This window comes from Halobellus sp. (assembly GCF_042218505.1).
GTDB lineage: Archaea > Halobacteriota > Halobacteria > Halobacteriales > Haloferacaceae > Haloquadratum.
Genome location: NZ_JBDGQZ010000037.1, coordinates 1 through 19,547, shown reverse-complemented (window position 1 = coordinate 19,547; position 19,547 = coordinate 1). Strand labels below are relative to the sequence as shown.

At 63.6% G+C, this 19,547-nt stretch carries 16 protein-coding genes; 6 read left to right on the top strand and 10 right to left on the bottom strand.

Annotated elements, in window-relative coordinates; translation table 11 throughout:
- Positions 1-14: 14 nt before the first annotated feature.
- Together ABEI27_RS10370 and ABEI27_RS10365 are read right to left on the bottom strand one after the other, a co-directional pair.
- Positions 15-1,847: an aldehyde ferredoxin oxidoreductase family protein gene (locus ABEI27_RS10370; protein ID WP_375799331.1), complete on the bottom strand. Its 1,833-nt coding sequence runs from the start codon at positions 1,845-1,847 to the stop codon at positions 15-17.
- Between the two features lie 81 nt (positions 1,848-1,928).
- Positions 1,929-2,309: a Rid family detoxifying hydrolase gene (locus ABEI27_RS10365; RefSeq protein WP_375799330.1), complete on the bottom strand. Its 381-nt coding sequence runs from the start codon at positions 2,307-2,309 to the stop codon at positions 1,929-1,931.
- A 362-nt stretch (positions 2,310-2,671) separates the two neighbouring features.
- Here ABEI27_RS10365 and ABEI27_RS10360 point away from each other — a divergent pair, with 362 nt between their 5' ends.
- Both ABEI27_RS10360 and ABEI27_RS10355 read left to right on the top strand, forming a co-directional pair.
- The gene (locus ABEI27_RS10360) at positions 2,672-4,012 is read left to right on the top strand and encodes an NAD-binding protein (RefSeq protein ID WP_375799329.1); all 1,341 of its coding nucleotides are present in this window, start codon (positions 2,672-2,674) and stop codon (positions 4,010-4,012) included.
- An 11-nt stretch (positions 4,013-4,023) separates the two neighbouring features.
- Positions 4,024-5,889: a BCCT family transporter gene (locus tag ABEI27_RS10355; RefSeq protein WP_375799328.1), complete on the top strand. Its 1,866-nt coding sequence runs from the start codon at positions 4,024-4,026 to the stop codon at positions 5,887-5,889.
- A gap of 10 nt (positions 5,890-5,899) precedes the next feature.
- On the opposite strand, the gene ABEI27_RS10350 is transcribed toward ABEI27_RS10355, so the two are convergent.
- Together ABEI27_RS10350 and ABEI27_RS10345 are read right to left on the bottom strand one after the other, a co-directional pair.
- On the bottom strand, positions 5,900-6,466 hold the full coding sequence (locus tag ABEI27_RS10350; protein WP_375799327.1) for an anthranilate synthase component II: 567 nt from the start codon (positions 6,464-6,466) through the stop codon (positions 5,900-5,902).
- Complete coding sequence (locus tag ABEI27_RS10345) at positions 6,463-8,169, bottom strand: anthranilate synthase component I family protein (protein ID WP_375799326.1); 1,707 nt, start codon at positions 8,167-8,169, stop codon at positions 6,463-6,465. Before ABEI27_RS10345 ends, ABEI27_RS10350 begins: the two co-directional genes overlap by 4 nt.
- A 275-nt stretch (positions 8,170-8,444) precedes the next feature.
- Here ABEI27_RS10345 and ABEI27_RS10340 point away from each other — a divergent pair, with 275 nt between their 5' ends.
- The 3 genes from ABEI27_RS10340 to ABEI27_RS10330 all read left to right on the top strand — a co-directional run bounded on the left by ABEI27_RS10340 (position 8,445) and on the right by ABEI27_RS10330 (position 10,171).
- A complete protein-coding gene (locus ABEI27_RS10340; protein ID WP_375799325.1) occupies positions 8,445-9,353 on the top strand; it encodes a bifunctional 5,10-methylenetetrahydrofolate dehydrogenase/5,10-methenyltetrahydrofolate cyclohydrolase in 909 nt (302 codons plus the stop codon).
- Between the two features lie 75 nt (positions 9,354-9,428).
- Positions 9,429-9,848 (top strand): VOC family protein, encoded by a 420-nt coding sequence (locus ABEI27_RS10335; RefSeq protein WP_375799324.1) that lies wholly within the window; start codon positions 9,429-9,431, stop codon positions 9,846-9,848.
- A 161-nt stretch (positions 9,849-10,009) separates the two neighbouring features.
- Positions 10,010-10,171 (top strand): hypothetical protein, encoded by a 162-nt coding sequence (locus tag ABEI27_RS10330; RefSeq protein ID WP_375799323.1) that lies wholly within the window; start codon positions 10,010-10,012, stop codon positions 10,169-10,171.
- A 103-nt stretch (positions 10,172-10,274) separates the two neighbouring features.
- On the opposite strand, the gene ABEI27_RS10325 is transcribed toward ABEI27_RS10330, so the two are convergent.
- The gene (locus tag ABEI27_RS10325) at positions 10,275-11,285 is read right to left on the bottom strand and encodes a sulfite exporter TauE/SafE family protein (protein WP_375799379.1); all 1,011 of its coding nucleotides are present in this window, start codon (positions 11,283-11,285) and stop codon (positions 10,275-10,277) included.
- Positions 11,286-11,314: 29 nt separating this feature from the next.
- Entirely contained in the window at positions 11,315-11,464 is a 150-nt protein-coding gene (locus ABEI27_RS10320) for a hypothetical protein (protein WP_375799322.1), read from the bottom strand.
- Between the two features lie 460 nt (positions 11,465-11,924).
- Here ABEI27_RS10320 and ABEI27_RS10315 point away from each other — a divergent pair, with 460 nt between their 5' ends.
- On the top strand, positions 11,925-12,326 hold the full coding sequence (locus tag ABEI27_RS10315; protein WP_375799321.1) for a helix-turn-helix domain-containing protein: 402 nt from the start codon (positions 11,925-11,927) through the stop codon (positions 12,324-12,326).
- 48 nt (positions 12,327-12,374) lie between these two features.
- On the opposite strand, the gene ABEI27_RS10310 is transcribed toward ABEI27_RS10315, so the two are convergent.
- The 4 genes from ABEI27_RS10310 to ABEI27_RS10295 all read right to left on the bottom strand — a co-directional run bounded on the left by ABEI27_RS10310 (position 12,375) and on the right by ABEI27_RS10295 (position 19,462).
- Positions 12,375-14,291 carry a beta-CASP ribonuclease aCPSF1 gene (locus ABEI27_RS10310; RefSeq protein ID WP_375799320.1) on the bottom strand — a complete coding sequence of 639 codons (1,917 nt, stop codon included), beginning with the start codon at positions 14,289-14,291 and terminating at the stop codon, positions 12,375-12,377.
- A gap of 243 nt (positions 14,292-14,534) precedes the next feature.
- Positions 14,535-16,682 (bottom strand): catalase/peroxidase HPI, encoded by a 2,148-nt coding sequence (gene katG / locus ABEI27_RS10305; RefSeq protein ID WP_375799319.1) that lies wholly within the window; start codon positions 16,680-16,682, stop codon positions 14,535-14,537.
- Positions 16,683-16,893: 211 nt separating this feature from the next.
- The gene (locus ABEI27_RS10300; protein ID WP_375799318.1) at positions 16,894-17,628 is read right to left on the bottom strand and encodes a DUF2270 domain-containing protein; all 735 of its coding nucleotides are present in this window, start codon (positions 17,626-17,628) and stop codon (positions 16,894-16,896) included.
- A gap of 283 nt (positions 17,629-17,911) precedes the next feature.
- Positions 17,912-19,462, bottom strand: coding sequence for a class I adenylate-forming enzyme family protein (locus tag ABEI27_RS10295; RefSeq protein ID WP_375799317.1), 1,551 nt, complete (start codon positions 19,460-19,462; stop codon positions 17,912-17,914).
- Positions 19,463-19,547: the final 85 nt, after the last annotated feature.

Below are 19,547 nucleotides of genomic sequence, written 5' to 3'. Positions count from 1 at the left end.
TGAGGACCGCTCCGTTATCTCTCCCGGTGAGCCACCGGTTCGCGACTCACGGGCGTGTCGTCGTCGACGACGTCGAGCAGGTCCAGCCGGTCGAGCAGCCCCCGGGTCGGGACACCACTCGCGTCCCACTCCCGCGCCGCGTAGTAGCGCCGCCGGAGCCGATCGAACCACCCCGTGTCGATCCCGCGACCGTCCGCGGGGCCGCCGCTGACGGGCCGCTCGAACGCCGCCGGTAACGTCTCGTCGCCGGCGTCGAACCCCTCGCGGACGTTGAACAGTCGCGTGAGCGTCCAGGCCCGCTCGCCGACGCGGAGGAGTTCCGCCGGGTCGGTGGGCGCGGCGGCGTCGACGGTCCGGAGCCACCCGGCGCCGAGGTCGTCTTCCAGGACGGCCCCAGCGAAGTCGTCGGTGATCAGGCTCCAGAGCGTCGCGGTGATGGTCTGTTCGCGGATCACCACCCGGACGCGGTCGGCGTCGGTCCAGTCGTCGCCGAACACCTCGGTCTCGGCCGGCAGCGACCGGCGGTGACACGCGCCGCGGTCGCTCGTGGCGTACGCCAGCGCCATCGTGGGCGACCCCCGCGGGTCGTAGGCTGGCACCTCCATCGACTTGATGGTGGGGACGAGGTCGCGCCCTCCAAGACGGTCGGCGGCGGCCTCGACGCCGTCGGCGAGCGCGTCGGGGACGCCCGACTCGCGCGCTGCGATCGCTTCGATTGTCGCCCGGGCGGTGTCGTGATCGCCGAACGAGAGGTCCGTTCCGGCGTCGAGCCCCAGACTCGCGGGATCCACGTCGACGACGCCCTCCTCTGCCGCGCGGATCGCCCACGCGACGGCATTGCCTGCGCTGATGACGTCGAGCCCTAGTCGGTCGCAGGTCTTCCCCAGCGCCGCCACCGCGTCGAAGTCGTCGATCCCGAGCCCCGCGCCCAGCGACATCGGGGTGCCGCCCCGCGGCACCGACTCCCCGGCGTCGGTCTCGACGCGGAACCCGCCCGCGATCCTCGCCTCGTCGCGCTCGCGGTCGACTGCGGCGTCTTTCACCGCCTCGATCCCGATGTCGTCGGCGCCGTCGAACGTGCCCTCCTGCCACCCGCGAGTGGAGAGTACGCCCACCTCGTCGGCGAAGTCGACGGTCTCCAAGGTCGCGCTCGCGGCGTGCCACCGCCCCACGTCGGTCTCGTGGTACCGGCGCTCGTAGGCCTCCCGGAGCGCCGCGACCTCGGGTGCGGGCTCCGGCGCGGAGCCCCGCGCGACGATTGCCTTCAGTCGCTTCGCGCCCATCACTGCCCCCGCACCCCCGCGGCCGGCGTGGTGGTCGCCGCCGTCGGAGGCGATCGTCGCGTAGGTTACCCGGTTCTCGCCCGCTGGCCCGACGCAGGCGACCCTGCCGTCGAGGGCGTCGCAGATTTCGACCACGTCACGTCCCCAGAGGTCGGCCGCCGGCGTGAGCGACGCCTCACCGTCGTTGAGTTCGAGGACGACCGGCTCGTCGGACTGTCCGGTGACGGCGATCCCGAGTGCCCCGTCGAGCGCAGCCACGAGCCCGTCTGCGAACTCGCCGCCGCTGTAGGAGTCGAGGAAGGTTCCGGTCAGCGGTGACCGGGTAATCGCCGCGAACTGCGTCTCGCCGGGGAGCAGCCCGCTGAGCGGTCCCAGCATAAACAGCAGATAGTTGCCGGGGCCCAGCGGGTCGGTGCCGGGTTCGAGCCGATCGTAGAGGTACCGCGCGCCGAGGCCCTTGCCGCCCACGTATTCGGCCAGCCACCGCTCCGGGATCGGTTCGCGCTCGACCGTGTGATCGGTCAGATCGACCCGGAGGAGGCCGGCGGTGGCCGCGTCGGTCATACCCGGGATAGCGCGCCCAGATTCATTAAGCGTTTGTTACGCTCTGTTCGACGAACGCGGCTCGAACGCAGTCTCCGGCCCTCACTCCGTCGTCGCGATCGCTTCGATCTCGACGGCGGCGCCCTTCGGGACGGCACCGGCTTCGACTGCACTTCTGGCGGGCGGCTCCTCGTCGAAGAATTCGCTATAGGCCTCGTTGAACGCGTCGAAGTCGTCGATGTCGTCGAGGAAGACGGTCGTCTTCAGGACGTCCGAGAGCGAGAGCCCCTCGGATTTGAGGATCGCTTCGACGTTCCGAAGACACTGTCTGGTCTGGTCGCCGACCGGTTCGTCGTCGAGCAGTTCGCCGTCGGTCGTCAACGGAAGTTGTCCCGCTGTGATGAGCAGATCGCCGTTCGTCGTCGCTTGGCTGTATGCGCCGACCGCCGCGGGTGCGTCGTCGGTGCTGATAGTTCGCTTCATACGAACTATCGTACCCCGTGGGATTCCTTAAAAGTCGGTAGCGTGGCCGCGTGAGCACATCGTGACAGATTTAATATAGGCTGTGTTGAGAGCGTGGGGGCTCCGGTCCGATTCACCGAACGACGGAGACTGTCACGATGAGCGCTACGCGAATACCCGTCATCCCGCGCGTAGCGAGAGGGTACACCGAGGAGATGACACTAGTTCCCTCCAGCAAGCGGCTGATCACACCGGTCGTCGTGATAGAATCTCTTACGGGCACATTCCTCGACGCGTTCAACGGCGGGACGAGAGGTGCCGAAACACAGCGTATCCGAAATCCTACAGTACCGTTTTTATAGGTGGTCCGTCAGTATGTGGTAGTGGTTGACTCACAGGAGGACTCCGGAACGCGGCCGTTCGAGGAGGTCTTTTACCCGGCTGACCGGGTGCCTTTCGTCGAATGGCGGGAGTTCTCCGGGGCGAAGCCGACCGTCGCGCTGGTCGCGGCCATCACCGTTCTCGCGTTCGTGACCGGGCTCTCGAATCTGAGTCGGGCGCAGCCGGTCGTCGAGGGCCCGCTAGCGGGTGTCTTCCCAATGTCACAGATCCTCGTCCGCTTCCTCGGTGTACTCCTGGCATTCCCGCTGGGTATCGTCACAGTAGGCCTCCGTCGCCGCAAGCGCCTCGCGTGGCTGGTAGCAATGGCACTCGTCCCCGCTCTCGCGATTCTTCCGCTCACCACCGGACGGACCACCGAAATCCCGCTACTGGCGCTCGTCCTCTGTGCGACCCCGCTGTTGGTGGCGAACCGCGACGAGTTCGATCAGCCGCTCGGGCTCTCGTCGCTGCAGATCGCCTCGCTCTCGTCGATCCTCGGGGTCGGACTCTACGGCACCGTCGGGGCCTACGGCCTCCGGTCACAGTTTCTCAAACTCGACGGTTGGGGCGATGCAATCTACTACGTGATTGTGACGATTGCGACCGTCGGCTACGGCGACATTACCCCCACGACGCTGGAGGCCAAGCTGTTCTCGCTGTCGGTGATCCTGCTCGGGACCGGCGCGTTCACCGTGGCGGTCGGGGCGCTCATCGGGCCGGCGATCGAATCGCGAATGGCGGCTGCTTTTGGAACGATGACTGCATCAGAACTCTCACTCCTCGAGGACCACGTGGTGGTGCTCGGATACGGCGACGTAGCCGAATCGTTTCTCGACCGCGTCGGCGACGGGACCGACCTCGTCGTCGTGACCGAAGACGCAGACGCCGCTTCGCGGCTGACAGACGCGGGCTATGAGGTCCTGACCGACGATCCGACTGACGAGGCGGTAGTTAAGGACGCCCGGGTAGACGCGGCCCGCGGCGTCGCAGTCGCGGGCGACGACGACGCAGAGAACGTCCTCGCCGTCCTTGCCACGCGCGGCGTGAGCCCCGATATTCGGATTGTCGCCGTCGCGAACACGGAAACGCACGCCAACAAACTCGACTCCGTCGGGGCCGACGAGGTCATCGACCTTCGATCGATCGGGGGACGCCTCCTCGGTGCGTCGATTCTCGACGGCGAACCGAACGAAGTCGACCCGGCCGCCGTGCTCGGGTTCTCGGACGGCGACGTGGAGTCTGCCGAGGACGACCAGTCGGAACCCGAATTGACGACGACCGGTGACGATGACGCTGCCCAGACGGACTCCGAGAGTCAACAGTCTAATACCGACGCCCGGTAACATTTGACACAATGAGTACCGCAGACGTTTCAGGCGCTCAGCAGTTCCTCGCTAGCACGTTGCTCGCGACGTTCGTCGGATCTGGAGCGATTGTTCTAGTCGGGTTCTTTTTTCCGTCGGCCGTGGGACAGGCGCTGGGCGGACAGGCGCTGCTCGGTATGTCGCTGCTCTTTTTCGGTTCCGGACTGGGATACCTCGCCGTGCTTCCTTACGAGCGGATCCGGACCGACGACGCCGGCGTGTCCTCGCTCGTCAGAATCCGTCGCACTTCCGTTCGAACGGTTCTGTCGAACCTGGTTTCGGTCCACGACCCCGTGACGCTCGGGTTGCCAGTCGCCGTCTTCGCGCTCTACTTCCTGTTTCACATCGTCTTTCCGTCTTCCACGACGGCCGCTGTCGACACCCTGACGACGGCAGTACTGCAGGGGATGGGTCCGTTCCTGCTGGGCGCGATGTTGGTCGCAGTCGCCTTCTGCACCTTCGTTTTCTTCAGTTCCTGGGGTGGCGTGAAATTAGGCGGCGAGGACACAGAGCCCACCTACACCTACCCGACGTACTTCTCGCTCGTCTTCACCGCCGGCATCGCCGCCGGAATCGTGTTCTGGGGGCCCGCCGAAGCACTCTTTCACTATCAGACGCCCCCGCCGTTTTTCGATGCTGCGCCGCGATCGGCCGCGGCGATCGACGCTGCGCTGGTCTACGCGCTCTTCCACTGGGGAATCTCGGCGTGGAGCGCCTACGCGGTCATCGGGATCCCGATCGCGTACTTCGTCTTCGAGCGCGGCGCGCCGCTCCGCGTCTCGTCGATTCTGACGCCGTTCCTCGGCGCCGACGGCCTCGATTCGCCGTGGAGCCGACTGGTTGATACCCTCGCCGTCTTCGCCACTATCGGCGGCATCGCGACATCGATCGGCCTCGTCGCTCAACAGTTCCTCGCAGGTGTCGCCTTCCAGTGGGGAGTCGCGCCGGGGGAGTTGGGACCAGTACTCTTCGTCGGCGGCCTCGCCGCAGTGTACATCCTCTCTGCGGTCTCGGGCCTCCATCGTGGGATCCGACGAATCGCCGCAGCCACTGTCGTCCTGTTCGGACTGTTCACGCTACTGATTATTCTGGTCGGTCCCCGAGGGTTCGTCTTCACCGAGGGGGTCGATGGCATCAGCGCCTACGTCGTGAACTTCGTTCCGATGAGCCTCTACACGGGTGGCGCGTGGGTCACTGAGTGGACCGTCTGGAACTGGGCGTGGTGGTTCTCGTGGGCCCCGTTCGCGGGGACGTTCATCGCGGCGCTCTCGCGGGGTCGTCGCCTCCGGACGGTCGTCCTCACGAGCGTCGGTGCGACCTCTCTGGCGACCGGGGTGTGGTTCCTCGTCGTCGGGGGGACGTCGCTGTCGCTACAGCACTCCGGCCGCGCCGACATCCTCTCGGCGATCACCGCGCGGGGCGGGTCGGAGGCAGTGGCGGGCTTCCCGCTGTTGTCAGCGCTCCCGCTCGGAGACCTGCTGCTCTTTCTCTTCCTGGCACTCATTGTGGTGTTCATCGTGACGTCGGCCGACACCGCGACGCTCATCTCCGCTATCTTGGCTTCCCGGCGCGGCGTCGCGCCGTCCCGTGGAACAATCGCCCTCTGGGGTGCGTTCCAGGCTGTCGTAGCGCTGGCCGTGCTGCTCGTCGGCGGCGGTGAGACGCTCCAGGCGCTTGCGGTCCTCACCGGTGCTCCGTTCGCAATCCTGTCGATGCTCGCGATTGTGGGACTCGCGATAGGGGTCTCCCGGGAGGGCCGGGGCAGCGAACACACGTCGCTCATCAGAATCGTGATCGATCGGCTGCCGACAGTCGAGACCCATCACGACGTCGAACCGCCGGACCGCGACGACTGACCCGAGCCGCTCAGTCGGCGATCGACGTGCAGAAGTTCTCGACGATCCGTTTGCCGGCGTCGGTCAGGATGCTCTCGGGGTGGAACTGCACGCCGTACTGTGGCTTTCTCTCGTGTTCGACACCCATCACGACGCCCTCGTCGTCGGTCGCCGCGCTCTCGGTCAGTACGTCCGGCAGCTCACCGCGTTCGACCGCCAACGAGTGGTACCGCCCGACCTCGAACGGATCGTCCACGCCCGCGTAGAGCGCGCTCCCGTCGTGACGGACCGACGAGGGCTTCCCGTGGACGACTTCGGGAGCGTGCCCGACAGCCGAGCCGTATGCCGCACACAGCGCCTGGTGCCCGAGGCAGACGCCGAGGGCGGGGTAGTCAGTCTCCGCAAAGACGTCGATCGAGACGCCGGCCTCATACGGCGTCCCGGGACCGGGTGAGACGACAACTCCGTCGGGGTCGAGTGATCGGATGTCGTCGGCGTCGACCGCGTCGTTCCGCCGGACCTCGACCTCTTCGAACTCGCCGACGTACTGGACGAGGTTGTACGCGAAGGAATCGTAGTTGTCGATGATGAGGATCACCGCTCGGACACCTCGCCGCTCTCGATTTCGTCAGCGGACGCCTCCCTGTCGACGTCTGTAGCCACCGCCCCGCCCGCGTCATCGGTACCGCCATCGGCCTCGATGTCGGTCCCGGTGTCGACGTCGGATTCGTCGTCGCCGACGGCGAACGAGGCGGTTTCGCCGAGGGCCTCGTTGACGGCGTTGAGGAGCGCGCGGGCCTTGTCTAGCGTTTCCTGATATTCGGCTCCGGGAACGGAGTCGTGAACGATACCCGCCCCGACCCGGAGGCGGTACTCGTCGTCGCGACGCACGAGCGTCCGGATCGTGATGTTGAGCGTCGCGCGCTCGTCGAAGCCGAAGACGCCGACGCTTCCGGTGTAAGGCCCCCGGCGCGTGGTCTCCACCTCGTCGATGATCTCCATCGTCCGCGGCTTGGGCGCGCCGGTGATCGTCCCGCCCGGGAAGACTGCTGCGACGGCGTCGGCGACGCTGGTCCCCTCGCGCCGTTGTCCCTCGACGAGCGACACCAGGTGCATCACCTCCGAGTAGCGGTCCACACGGCGGTACTCGGACACCTCGACGGTGCCGTACTCGCTGACTTTCCCGAGGTCGTTCCGTTCGAGGTCGACCAGCATCGCGTGTTCTGCCCGCTCTTTCTCGTCGCTCAGCAGGTCCGTCTCGAGCTTGGCATCCTCACCGGTCGTGTCGCCGCGCGGCCGCGTGCCGGCGATCGGTTCGGTGAGTAGCCGGTCGCCCTCGACCGCCAACAGGAGTTCGGGGCTCGCGCTGACGAGGTCGACGCCGGGGAATTCGAGCAACCCAGAGTACGGCGCGGGATTGACACGGCGAACTGCGTCGAACGCCTCGACGGGATGGACCGCGGCCGGCGCGGTCAGTCGGTGAGAGACGTTCGTCTGGAACGTGTCGCCGTCGCGGACGTACTGTTTGATTGTTCGGACGCGGTCTGCGAACTCGTCTTCGCCACACTCGCTCTCGAAGACCGCGCTGTCCGATACGACCGGCGGCGACACGTCTGCCGGCGTTCCGGTCAGTACGGTTTCAGCGAGCGCTCTGGCCCGAGAGAGTCCAGTCTCGTAGGCCTCTGCGGCCTCTGCCGAGGAACTGCCGACGGTCGGGCACGCAGTTACGTGCAGTTCGACCGCGTCAGCCTCGCCCTCTGCGGCGGTATGCGGTTCCTCCCACGCGACTACGCGGTCGAACACGCCGAGTTGGAGCCGCGGGAGGCCGTCGGACTCGGTCGTGTCCGGGAGATCCTCGAGTTCCCGCGCGATGTCGTAGGAGAGCCATCCGAACGCCCCACAGGGGTACGGGACGTCGCAGTTCCCGCGAACCAACTGCTCTCGATCGAGCAGTTCGTCGATGGCCGCGAGCGTCTGACTGTTGCTCCCGGGCCCGGTTCGTGTCGATCCGGCTTCGCCGCTCACTTCGCTCTCGGTGGTGGTCTCCGGAGGATCTGACTCCTCGGGTTCGTCCACCTGGATCTGCTCGATCGGATCCACGGCGAAGTATCCCCATCCGGACTGCCCGCCGGTGGTCTCGAGGTACACGCCGTCGGTGTCGGACGTGCGGACGCGACGGTACGCCTCGAAGGGGTCCGACACGGTGATTCGTACCTCGACCGGGACGCGAGCGGTTGCTGGGGCCGCCGTCGCTGTCCGGACGAACGCTTCTTTCTGGGTAATGACTGTTATCTCATTCATCTGGAACGATTTCCTCTCCCGGCGGCACAGAGTGCTCCGGCGTTGGTTTGCCGAAGATAGCAGTGAGGTCGGCAAAAGGCTTGCGTGAACGGCCATTTCACGGGATACTTGCCCGGAGTAAGAGCGTCGCTTCACCGGCCGAGAGACATCCGGGTAATTGCGTTGAACTTTAATAGGTTGCGTATTCCCGGGAACCGAATATCAGGAATAACCTACTGCTACTCAGTAGAGTCGTCCTTGGAACGGACGCGGCGGTGCGAGGTCAGACACGAACGATGAAGCAAGAATCACAGACGACCCTGATCGACGGCAACGAGGTCAGCGGCCGAATTCGCGACACCCTTCGAGACGCCGTAGTACGGCTGCGGGCCGATGGCGTCACGCCGCGACTGGCGATGGTCCGGATGGGGGACGACGGGACGAGTAAAACCTACGTGTCGATAAAACAGCGTGCGTGTTCGGATCTCGGAATCGAGAGCGAGCATCACGAAGTAGACACCGACGAGTCGTCCGCGACGCTCCTCGATCGAATCGACGAACTGAACGCCGATCCCGACATCGACGGGATCGTGGTACAGCGACCGCTGCCGGACCACATCGACGAGCGCGAGCCGTTTCGTCGGATCGATCCCGAGAAGGACGTCGACGGCTTCCACCCCGCTAACGTCGGCCGATTAGTGGCCGGCGATCCGCGGTACAAACCGTGCACGCCGCACGGTATCCAACAGCTGCTCTCCGCGTATGACATCGATATCGAGGGTCGTGACGCGGTCGTCGTCGGTCGCTCCAACATCGTTGGACGGCCGGCCGCAAATCTGCTTTTGCAGCGCGCGCCAGGGAGTAACGCGACCGTGACTGTCTGTCACTCAAAGTCGAGGAACCTCGCTGAGAAGACACGTGACGCGGACATCGTCATCGCGGCCACTGGGGTGCCTGAACTGATCGATGCGGGGATGCTCACGAAGGGTGTAGTGGTGATCGACGTCGGGATCAACCGCGTCGACACGGCCGCCCGCGACGAGTCCCAGTTCGTCGGCGACGTGGACTTCGAGAGCGCGAGGCAGAAGGCGAGCGCCATCACGCCCGTTCCAGGCGGCGTAGGGCCGATGACCGTCGCGATGCTCCTCTACAACACGGTGAAGGCGGCGAGTCGCCGCGCCGACGTATCGGTCGAACTTCCGTAGGCCCGAGTCCGATGGCGAGCGGAAGTCACCGACTCCTGTCGGTACCTCTTTTATCACGTTCACACGAGCGGGTGTATGGACGCAATCACGGCCCACCACGTTGGCATCACCGTCTCGGATCTCGATGAGACTGCGGAATTCTACAGTGATGCGCTCGGACTCGACGTCGTTGCTGAATTCTCGGTCGGCGGCGAGGCCTTTGCGACTGCTGTCGACGCCGGAGACGCGCGCGCGGACTTCGTTCACTTGGACGCCGGCGACGTGCGACTCGAACTCGTCTCCTACGATTCCACCGGTGACAGCGTGGACGGTCCACGGATCGACACCGCCGGCGCGACGCACGTCGGCCTCACGGTCGACGACGTGGAGACGTGTTACGACGCCCTGCCCGATTCAGTCGAGACGGTATCGGAACCACAGACCACCGAAAGCGGGACGACCATCTTCTTCGTCCGCGATCCGGAGCAGAATCTCGTCGAAATACTCTCCCCGTGAGACGGAGTGTCGTTAACGATCGTCAGGCAGCGTCTTTCGATTATTCGATGGAACATAGGACGTTTCTGCAAGAGAAATCGGTTCATATGAATGAAGAATAAAAATACCCGAACCAGTCCTAATAAACCCTCATATGGGTCCGGTACCTCCGTACAAATACAATGGCAACCGCAAGCAACTTCGAGAACAACCAGACGAGCGAAACCGAATTCTACCTCCCCGGCACGTCTATCTCGACGATCTACGACCGCGTGGGCGACAAGATCATCGCGGTCCTCGGCCGCCACGGTCGCGTGCTGATCCCCTCGTCGTACAACAAGTAACGTCTCTGTCTTCTCCGGGTTTTCTACGGACTTCGTTCTCCGATTCGGTTCTTCGGATCGACAGCACCGGGTGTACCTGTGCCGGTTGACTGGCGCGTGAGCGTCAGTCATCCGACGGTGGCGCAGCAGAAGGTGTCTCCAAACGCAGTTCGCGGATAGAACTCACCACGACAGCCCCACTCACGAGCATCGCGGCCCCGACGATGATCGCGAGCGACACCATATTCAGCAGGGGCGTCTCAGTCGCTCCACCGATCTCGCGGATAGCGACGGCCACCGATCCGAGGAGCAGCATCACACCGAAGTAGATCTTGATTGCTTCCTCCTCGACGAGACTGGTGGCGGCCGCACCGAGACGAGCCCCGAATGCGCTCCCCGCCAGCAGCGGGACGACGATAGCCAGGTCGACGGCGCCGTCCATCGCGTAGAGGAAACTTCCGATTCCACCCGAGAACACGATCTCGAACAGGTCGGTTCCGACGGCGACGGGGACGGGCACACCGATCAGGTAGAACAGGGCGGGCATCCGAATAAAGCCCCCACCAACTCCGAGGAAGCCCGAGAGTAGCCCCGTCGCGAAGGCGACTCCGAGGATCATCCAGAGAGACACCCTGAGCCCGCCCGTGATCGACATCATCGGCGGAATACGATACGATTGGATCTTCTTCGCAATCTCGGGAATGTCCCCGGCTGCCTCCTCGACGTCCATACTCTCCGTGTCGTGGTCGATGCCGCCGCCATCACTCGTCAGTGCACTGTAGGTGATGAAAACGCCGATCCCACCGAGAAGCGCGACGTACGCGACGCTGACGACCGTGTTCGCCAGTCCGATGTCCTGCAGCCAGTGCAACCCGATCTTTCCGACTTCGATGCCGGCGGTCGTGCCAGCGATCATCAAAACGCCGAGTTTGTAGTCGACCTGGCCGAGGTCGCGGTGCTTCAGCGTCGCGATGACTGAGGTCCCGAAGACGAACGCGAGCCCGGATGCGACGGCGACGTCAGTCTTGTACCCCATTACGAGAAGTGCGGGCGTGACCAGAAATGAGCCGCCCATTCCGAAGAATCCGAACAGGAGGCCAATCAGTACGCCAAACCCCGCGAACATCCCGAGCATACTCACGGCGACGCCGAGGACTTCCACACTCACTCACCCCGGAGCACGCGAGCAACCTTCGGCCCGAGCGCGCTCTCTATCAGTCCGTACCCGACGTACAACGCCAGCGCCTCGCCGAGTACCACCCCGATCAGGGTCGCCGCACCCGCCGGCCCGGAAACGGGTTCAAACCCGAACATCGGTCTCCTCCTCGCTGAATATTGCGTGCATTATGGATTTCTGCGTAACTGGCCACAGCCGGTGCGATCACTTATTAGTATTGGGATTGCAGTGCAATACAATATCCACATATCTCACGTATGGTTGGTGATACGTTATGCGTTGGTTTACTACCAGAAGGGCCGACGGGTATGCGTTGCGTGCGTAGCAACCGGTGCTACGCTGGCATCAGGAGCGAAAAGACGGTGAGAAATATATCGCAATAATACCAAAATACTACACACGTAGTCAGGACCCTATCCCCGTGTAATCCCGATAACCTGGCCGTCCATCCCTGTGAGCGGCCGAAGTCAGGTTACTGCCGCTCCTCCCCGGCCTTACCATCTCTGGTCCCGTGTCACAGTCGGATACAGATCAGCAGAATTGTGGAGTGTCTGAACAAATCTTATAAGCACACAGCACGTATGCCGAATCAGTAAGATGCCCGATTCGATGTCCGAACAGCTTCGACGAGATATGGAGTGCGAAGGGCTCCTGGAGTGCTTCCACGGCCTCAAGCAACTCGACAAACAGTGTTTCCAGGTGCTGGTCCGAGCAGAAGAGCCGCTCACGGTCGACGAGATCGCCGATATCGTTGGACGCGAACGGTCGACGGCCTACCGGTCGATCCAGCGACTGCTCCAGGCGGGGTTCATCCAGAAAGAACAGGTCAACTACGAGCAGGGTGGCTACTATCACGTGTACTCTCCGACCGACGCCGAGCGCATCTCCGACAACATGCAGCGGATGCTCAACGACTGGTACGCAAAGATGGGGCAACTCATCCAGGAGTTCGAAGACAAGTACGAGCAGGAAGGCGGCGAAGTCGCCGTCGAAAGCTGATCTCCGCCGTCGAATCGACGCTTGTGGAGAATCGATTGGATCTCGCAGTCAGTCGAACCGGAACGTCTCCAAGTTTCGCGGCGCGTAGGTTCTGACGTCGTACTTCTGATAGAGCCCCGACGAGAGCTGGTCCGTTGCGGCTTCGTCGCCGTGGACACAGAGGATCTCCTCCGGGCGGGGGTTCATCGTGCCGACGAAGTTCTCTAAGCCGCTGCGATCGGCGTGTCCGGAGAAGCCGCTCACGGACTTGACGTCGAGCCGCAGCGTCAACTGCTCGCTCCGGCCGCGGTCGCTAAACGGAATCTCTCGTCGACCGCTCTGGATGCGTCGCCCGAGCGTTCCCTGTGCCTGGTAGCCGACGAAGATGAGCCGATTTTCCGCCTCGCCACCGAGGAGTTCGAGCCACGACATAATCGGCCCGCCAGTGACCATCCCCGAAGTCGAGAGCACGATACAGGGCTCCGCACCGGCGATCTCCTCGCGCATCTCCTGGCCGCCGTCGACCTGTTGGAACTGCTCGGCGAGGAACGGGTTCTCGTCCTCGTGGAGAATTCGATCGCGGAGGCCGTCACGCAAGAACTCGGGGTAGGCGGTGTGGATGGCGGTCGCCTCGCGGATCATCCCGTCGAGGTAGATCGGCACCGTCGGCAGGTCGCCCTCGCGCATTGCCTCCTCGAGGACGAGCATCAGTTCCTGTGAGCGTCCGACCGCGAACGCAGGGATAACAACCTTGCCGTCGCGGTCGTATGTCTCCTGAATGAGTTCGATCAGGTTGCGCTCCGAGTCCGCCTGGTCGGTCTGATAATCGTCGCGCTGGCCGTACGTAGACTCCATCACGAGCGTCTCTACGCGCGGGAAGTCGTTCGAGGCCCCGTTGAACAGGCGCGTGTCGGTGTAGTGAACGTCCCCAGAGAAGACGACGTTGTGGAAGCCGTCGCCGATGTGGAAGTGCGATACCGCAGAGCCCAGAATGTGCCCGGCGTTGTGGAAGGTGAGTTTGATGTCGGGCGCGATGTCGGTCACGTCGCCGTAATCCAGTGTGATCGTGTGTTTCAGTTCCTCGCGGACCATCTCGGACTCGTACGGCGGCGTCCGTCCCTCTTTGGCGGCGACGTCGAGGTAGTCCAACTGGAGCAGCCCCATCAGATCCCGTGTCGGTTCGGTAGTGTACACTGGGCCGTCGTATCCGTACTTGAACAGAAGCGGCAGCAACGCACTGTGGTCGAGGTGCGCGTGCGTCAGGACGACAGCGTCGAGATCGGCGATCGGATTCGCTTCGGGGACCTGGAGATACGGCACCTCGCCTTCCGCGCCGGGTTTGTCTCCGCAGTCGATCAGGACGCGACTGTTTGGCGTACTGAGGACGAAACTCGCGCGGCCGACTTCCCGACAGCACCCGAGCGTCGTGACGCGGACCCAGTCGGTCTCGGTATCGGGGTCGCGATGGATCTGCTGGCCGACCCGCTCTAAGAAGTCGCGGCGGTCGTCGCGCTCCTGCATCAGGAAATTCCGGACGTTGTCGACCGTCGAAGATTCCATCGGGGGCGTCCGCAGCACCTCGGGCGTCCAGCCGACTTCCTGGGTGATCTCTCGGAGCGTGCTCGCTCGTCGGCCGATCGCGAGGCCGGGCTTTTCCGCCTCGATCAGGACCTCGCCGGTCGCGGGATAGAACTGCAGATTCGTGATCCCCGCCTCGTCGGGGATGAGTTCGAGAATCCGGGGCTTCGCCTCGGTAGGGGCCAGCTGGGTACCGGCGGCCGGCCGCACTGTGATCCGCTTGCGGAGCGTGCTGGCCAGTCGGCGGATCAGGCCGTCGCGCTCGGCGAACTTCCGTGGGGTTTCAGTGTAGACAACCAGTTCCGGTCCTTCGTAGGCGACGCGAGAGACGACGAGGTCCTCGGGGATCTCGTCTTCAAGTCGTGATTTGACCGCTTCGAGCGGGTCCGTGGTGTCGTTAGTGCTCATACATATCTGGAACGCCGTGGGCAGGAACCACCAAAACCAGTGGCCCGTACCTCCGGATCGTGTTGATGAGTCGCGTCGACTGCACCGACGCGACCGAACGGACGAAGTCGTTCGTTCGTACCTATCCGACAGTGTATATAAACGTTTTTCGCTGTGGGCGGGTGGTCCGCGGGCTGATCAGGTCGAGACGCGCCGCTCGTGGCTCCAGCAAAAGAGAACCGTCGGCGGTGGATGCGCGCCGACTCAGTCGAGGTCGAAGCGGTCGAGCCGCATCACTTTGCTCCAGGCGTCGGCGAAGTCGTGGACGAACTTCTCCTCGCCGTCCTCGCTGGCGTAGACGTCGGCGGTCGTCCGGAGTCGGGAGTTCGATCCGACGATGAGGTCGAAGCGGGTCGCCTCCCACTCGACGTCGCCCGTCTCGCGGTCGCGAATCTCGAAGACGTCCTCGTCGGTCGACACCGACTCCCACTCGTAATCCATATCGAGTAGGTTCACGAAGAAGTCGTTCGTCAGCGTGCCCGGCCGGTCGGTGAGGACCCCGAGGTCGGACCCGTCGTAGTTCGCGCCCAGCGCGCGCATTCCGCCGAGAAGCACCGTCATCTCGGAGACCGACAGACCCAGCAGATCGGCCTTGTCGACGAGTAGTTCTTCGGGCTTCTCCTCGTACCCGTCGCCGAGATAGTTCCGAAAGCCGTCCGCCTTCGGTTCGAGCGCCTCGAAAGACTCCTCGTCGGTCTGTGCCTGCGTGGCGTCAGTCCGGCCCGGATCGAACGGGATAGTCACGTCGTAGCCTGCCTCTGCCGCCGCGTGTTCGACGGCCGCGTTGCCGCCCAGCACGATGAGGTCCGCGAGCGAGACCCGCACGTCGTCAGAGCGGGAGGCGTTGAACTCTGCCTGAACCTCTTCGAGCGTCGAGAGGACCGTTTCGAGTTCTTCGGGGTTGTTGACTTCCCAACTTCGCTGGGGCTCCAGACGGATGCGAGCGCCGTTTGCGCCGCCGCGCTTGTCGCTGTCACGGTAGGTCGATGCCGACGCCCAGGCGGTCCTGATCAACTGGGCAACTGACAGGTCCGATCCGAGCACCGTCTCTTTGAGTTCAGCGACGTCGTCCTCGTCGATGTGGTCGTAGTCGGCGTCCGGCAAGGGGTCCTGCCAGATCATCGTCTCCTCGGGGACTTCGGGGCCGAGGAACCGATCCGGCGGGCCCATATCGCGGTGGATGAGTTTGTACCAGGCCTTCGCGAAGGACTCCTGGAAGCGCTGGGGGTCCTCTTGGAACGTTTCGAGGACCTCCCGATAGTCCGGGTCCTTCTTCAGGGCGACGTCCGTCGTCAGCATCATCACGTCCTCTTTGTTCGACGGATCCTGCACGCCCGGTGCAGCCTCCTGTAATTCGCCCTCCTCAGTGGTCCACTGCCACGCGCCACCGGGACCCTTCTCGGGGACCCACTCGTGCCCGAGCAGGTTGTCGACGTAGCTCATATCCCACTGGGTCGGCGTAGTGTTCCACGGGCCTTCGATTCCGCTGGTGATGGTGTCGGGGCCGTTGCCCTCGCCGAACTCGTTCTCCCAGCCGAAGCCCTGTGCGTCGATAGGTGCGTCCGAGGGGTCGGGACCGACGTTCTCCTCGGGGTCGGCGGCACCGTGGACCTTCCCGAAGGTGTGTCCACCGGCGATGAGCGCGACCGTCTCCTCATCGTTCATCGCCATCCGACCGAACGATTCACGGATGTTTTTCGCCGAACCTTCGACGTCCGGTTCGCCGTTCGGGCCCTCGGGATTCACGTAGATGAGGCCCATCACGGTGTTGCCGAGCGGGTCTTTGAGACTACCCTCCTCGTCGAACCGTTCCTCGGACGTCGTCTCCCACTCGTCTTCGGGACCCCAGTTGACGGCCTCGTCGGGCGTGAAGTCGTCCTCGCGGCCGCCAGCGAAGCCGAACGTCTCGAATCCCATCGATTCGAGAGCGACGTTGCCGGCCAGCACGATCAGATCGCCCCACGAGAGTTTCCGGCCGTGCTTCTGCTTGACGGGCCAGAGCAGTCGGCGCGCCTTGTCGAGATTCACATTGTCCGGCCAACTGTCGATTGGGGGCAGACGCTGATGTCCACCGGCCGCACCACCGCGGCCGTCAGTCGTGCGGTACGTGCCCGCGCTGTGCCACGCCATCCGAATGAAAAACGGCGCGTAGGTGCCGTAGTCCGCCGGCCACCAGTCTTGAGAGTCAGTCAGTACTTCTTCGATATCCGCTTTCACTTCGTCGTAGTCCAGTTTCTCAAACTCCGCCGCGTAGTCGTAGTCCTCGTCCATCGGACCGACGTCCCGAGCGTTCTGATCGAGAAGTTCCAGGTCCAACTGGTCCGGCCACCAGTCCTGAGTGGTCCTACCCATATTCGCCGCTATATCACCTTCGCTGTTAAGATTGTCTAATCGGGAATGTACCCTCTGCTGTGACCAATCACTCTTTCGGATTTATGAAATTATTTCCAGTTACGAGGACAAATCCGTGCGGAACTCACAGTATCGACGCGTCGAGGACTCGACACATCGTGAATGAAAATTTATATATTCTGCTTGGAGGCGGTCGTGGCTCGGATAATCTTTACTGCCGCCCTCGAAGGTCCTCGGTACGGAGTTCACCCTCCGCGTGCCAGGTCCGCGGCCGAAATGCCACGACCGCGGCCGCGACGTAGACCCCGGCGACTCCACCGACGACGACGACGCCTGGGACCATCCCGATCGACGCTGTCTCCAGCCATCGCTCCGGGGAGAACGCGGTGATTCGAACGAACCAGGCGGCGAGCAGAACGCAAGAGAGTGGGAGATACACTCGGCGTAATCGGTGGGCGATGGCCTCATCGGCGCTGATCTTCAGCGTCGGGACCCGGTAGTCGTTGCCGAGTTCGCTCCGCCAGTCTTCGTCGCCGATGCCGCCGTCGGGGTCAAGCCCGTAGGCCCACACGTTCTCCTGCAGGGTCCGCACGCGGGTCCGCCAGATGTCGTAACCGCGATAGCGACGCGCTTCGATCACCAGAAACACGCTGAGCGTCGCCATCCCGATCAGGATGATGTAATGTGGATTGTCGGGACTGGAGAACGCCCAGGTGAGGATGGCCGCGATCACCACGACCGCCCAGTTGGTCGTCTGGTCGAGTCGTTCCCGCCAGAGTTTCATCCGGTGGAGCTCCCCGCGGTACAGATGCGCCAGCGCGGAACTCGGCCCCATCTCCGCGTCGAGCAACCCGCTGCCGACGAACGGGGACGCGTCCGCCTCCGAGTCTGTCGACCCTCCGTCGGTGATCTCGTCCTCCGAGATGTCGTCCGGTTTTCCCGTCATCTGTGACGAAGGCGGCGGTCGTTCGTGAACCGTATTTTGTGCAATCGAGTCATATTCGTGAATTACTACAAACGGGTTTAACGGTTGCGCACTGGGGATCACCGACTGATTGGTCTGCTTGGATAATATCCGAAATACGATTAATTTCCTCAACAACAAAAATTTGGCTTATCTGTATCCATATTATTTGAGACCAGTGGAACAGATCTGATTGTCAACTTCAGACGGTACTGTTTGACGGATGCCTAATACAATAAAGATAAGAAGTATAGCACGATTCTGATTATGTTTGAATTTTGTCGTCGAAGTGCGCCGAACGGATGTCATCACGCAGGAGCGTTCCAGTATCGGATCGGGGGAGCGGTTCGTCGGTGACGACGTACGACCGGGGCCGCTTGAAATCGGCCAGTTCGTCGTGGTCGCGACAGTGCTCGTCGAGGGCATCCGCGCTCACGTCGCCGACGACGACGGCAGAGACGCGTTCGCCCCACTTGTCGTCCGGAACACCGACCACCGCCGCTTCCCGAACGTCCGTGTGGTCTTCGAGCGCGAGTTCGACTTCCTGGGGATAGATGTTCTCACCGCCGCTCACGAGCATATTGTCTACGCGGTCGACGATGTGGAGTCGGCCGTGGTCGTCGATGTACGCGACGTCCATCGTCCGAAGCCACCCTCCCTCGATGAAGAGTCGTGCCTCGGCCTCGGGACTGTCGAGATAGCCGCTGGCTGACGGGCCCTTGCCGATGAGTTCGCCGGTCTTTCCGCGACCAACGGTCGCCATCGGGTCGGGATCCTCGTTGGGGGGTGCCGCCTCGACGACTCGGAGATCCCAGGTAAACGTCGCGTTCCCCACGGTGCCCGGACTTTCGAGTTGCTCGTCGGGGTACGCGTGCGTCAGATTTGCGATCCCCTCCGTCAGTCCGTAGGTGTTGTGAACGCCTTCGGTCATCCGATCGCGGACGCGCTCGACCAGCGAAGGCGGGACCACAGCGCCACCGGTCCGGACGTACGACAGCGCCGAGAGATCGTACGATTCCTCATCGTAAAGATCAAGTAGCGCTTCGAGCTGTGCCGGGACCGCGAGTAGCCCCGTGACGTCGTGTTCGTCCATCAGCGTCAGCGACTCCGGCGGGATGAACTCCGGTTGAAGAACGAGCGTCGCCCCCACCTGGAGGTGCGGGTAGATCCACGCGACGGTCGTGACGTCGTGGTACCACGGCGTCGTCACCAGCGCAACGTCGGTGGGATCGAGGCTCATCTCCATCACGGCCTGTGTTCCCCCCATCCAGACGCGTCTCTGGTCTTCGAGGATCGCTTTGGGTTCGCTCGTCGACCCGCTAGTGTAGAGAACCCCGGTCTCTCCGTCGGGGTCCTCGACTGCGTCGTAGTCGCGACCGGCCGATTGGATCGCCTGCTCGTATGACTCGACGTTCGGACGCTCCGGGACGTCGTCGCCAGTGTACAGCGCGACGTCGAACTCCAACTCGTCGAGAACGGCCTCCGCCATCTCGGCGTTCGCCTCGTCGTAGACGAGCGTCTCAGCCTCCGCGGTCTCGACCATCCGTCTCAGTTCGCCCACAGCGCCACGGAAACTCAACTGCGCGTTCGCCCGTCCGCGTTTCTGTGCGGCCAGCATCATCTCGATTGCCGCCGTACCGTTTCGAAGCAGTGATGCTGTCCGGGCGTCGCTGACCCGGGAGTCGAGTGCGTTCGCTAGCGCGTCTGTCCGGCGGCCCAGTTCCGCGTACGTTCTCTCGGTTCCTGCCGTCGTTACGAGTGCTGTGCGCTCACCGAATCGGTCGACAACTCGCCGGAATGCGCGTAAATCTCTCATCGGTTCGGGCCTGATGTTCGCGCCGTCTCGATCGGATGGCTACTCGCCCCAAACGGCCGTGGGGATGGGTGCAGTTGCACCATCG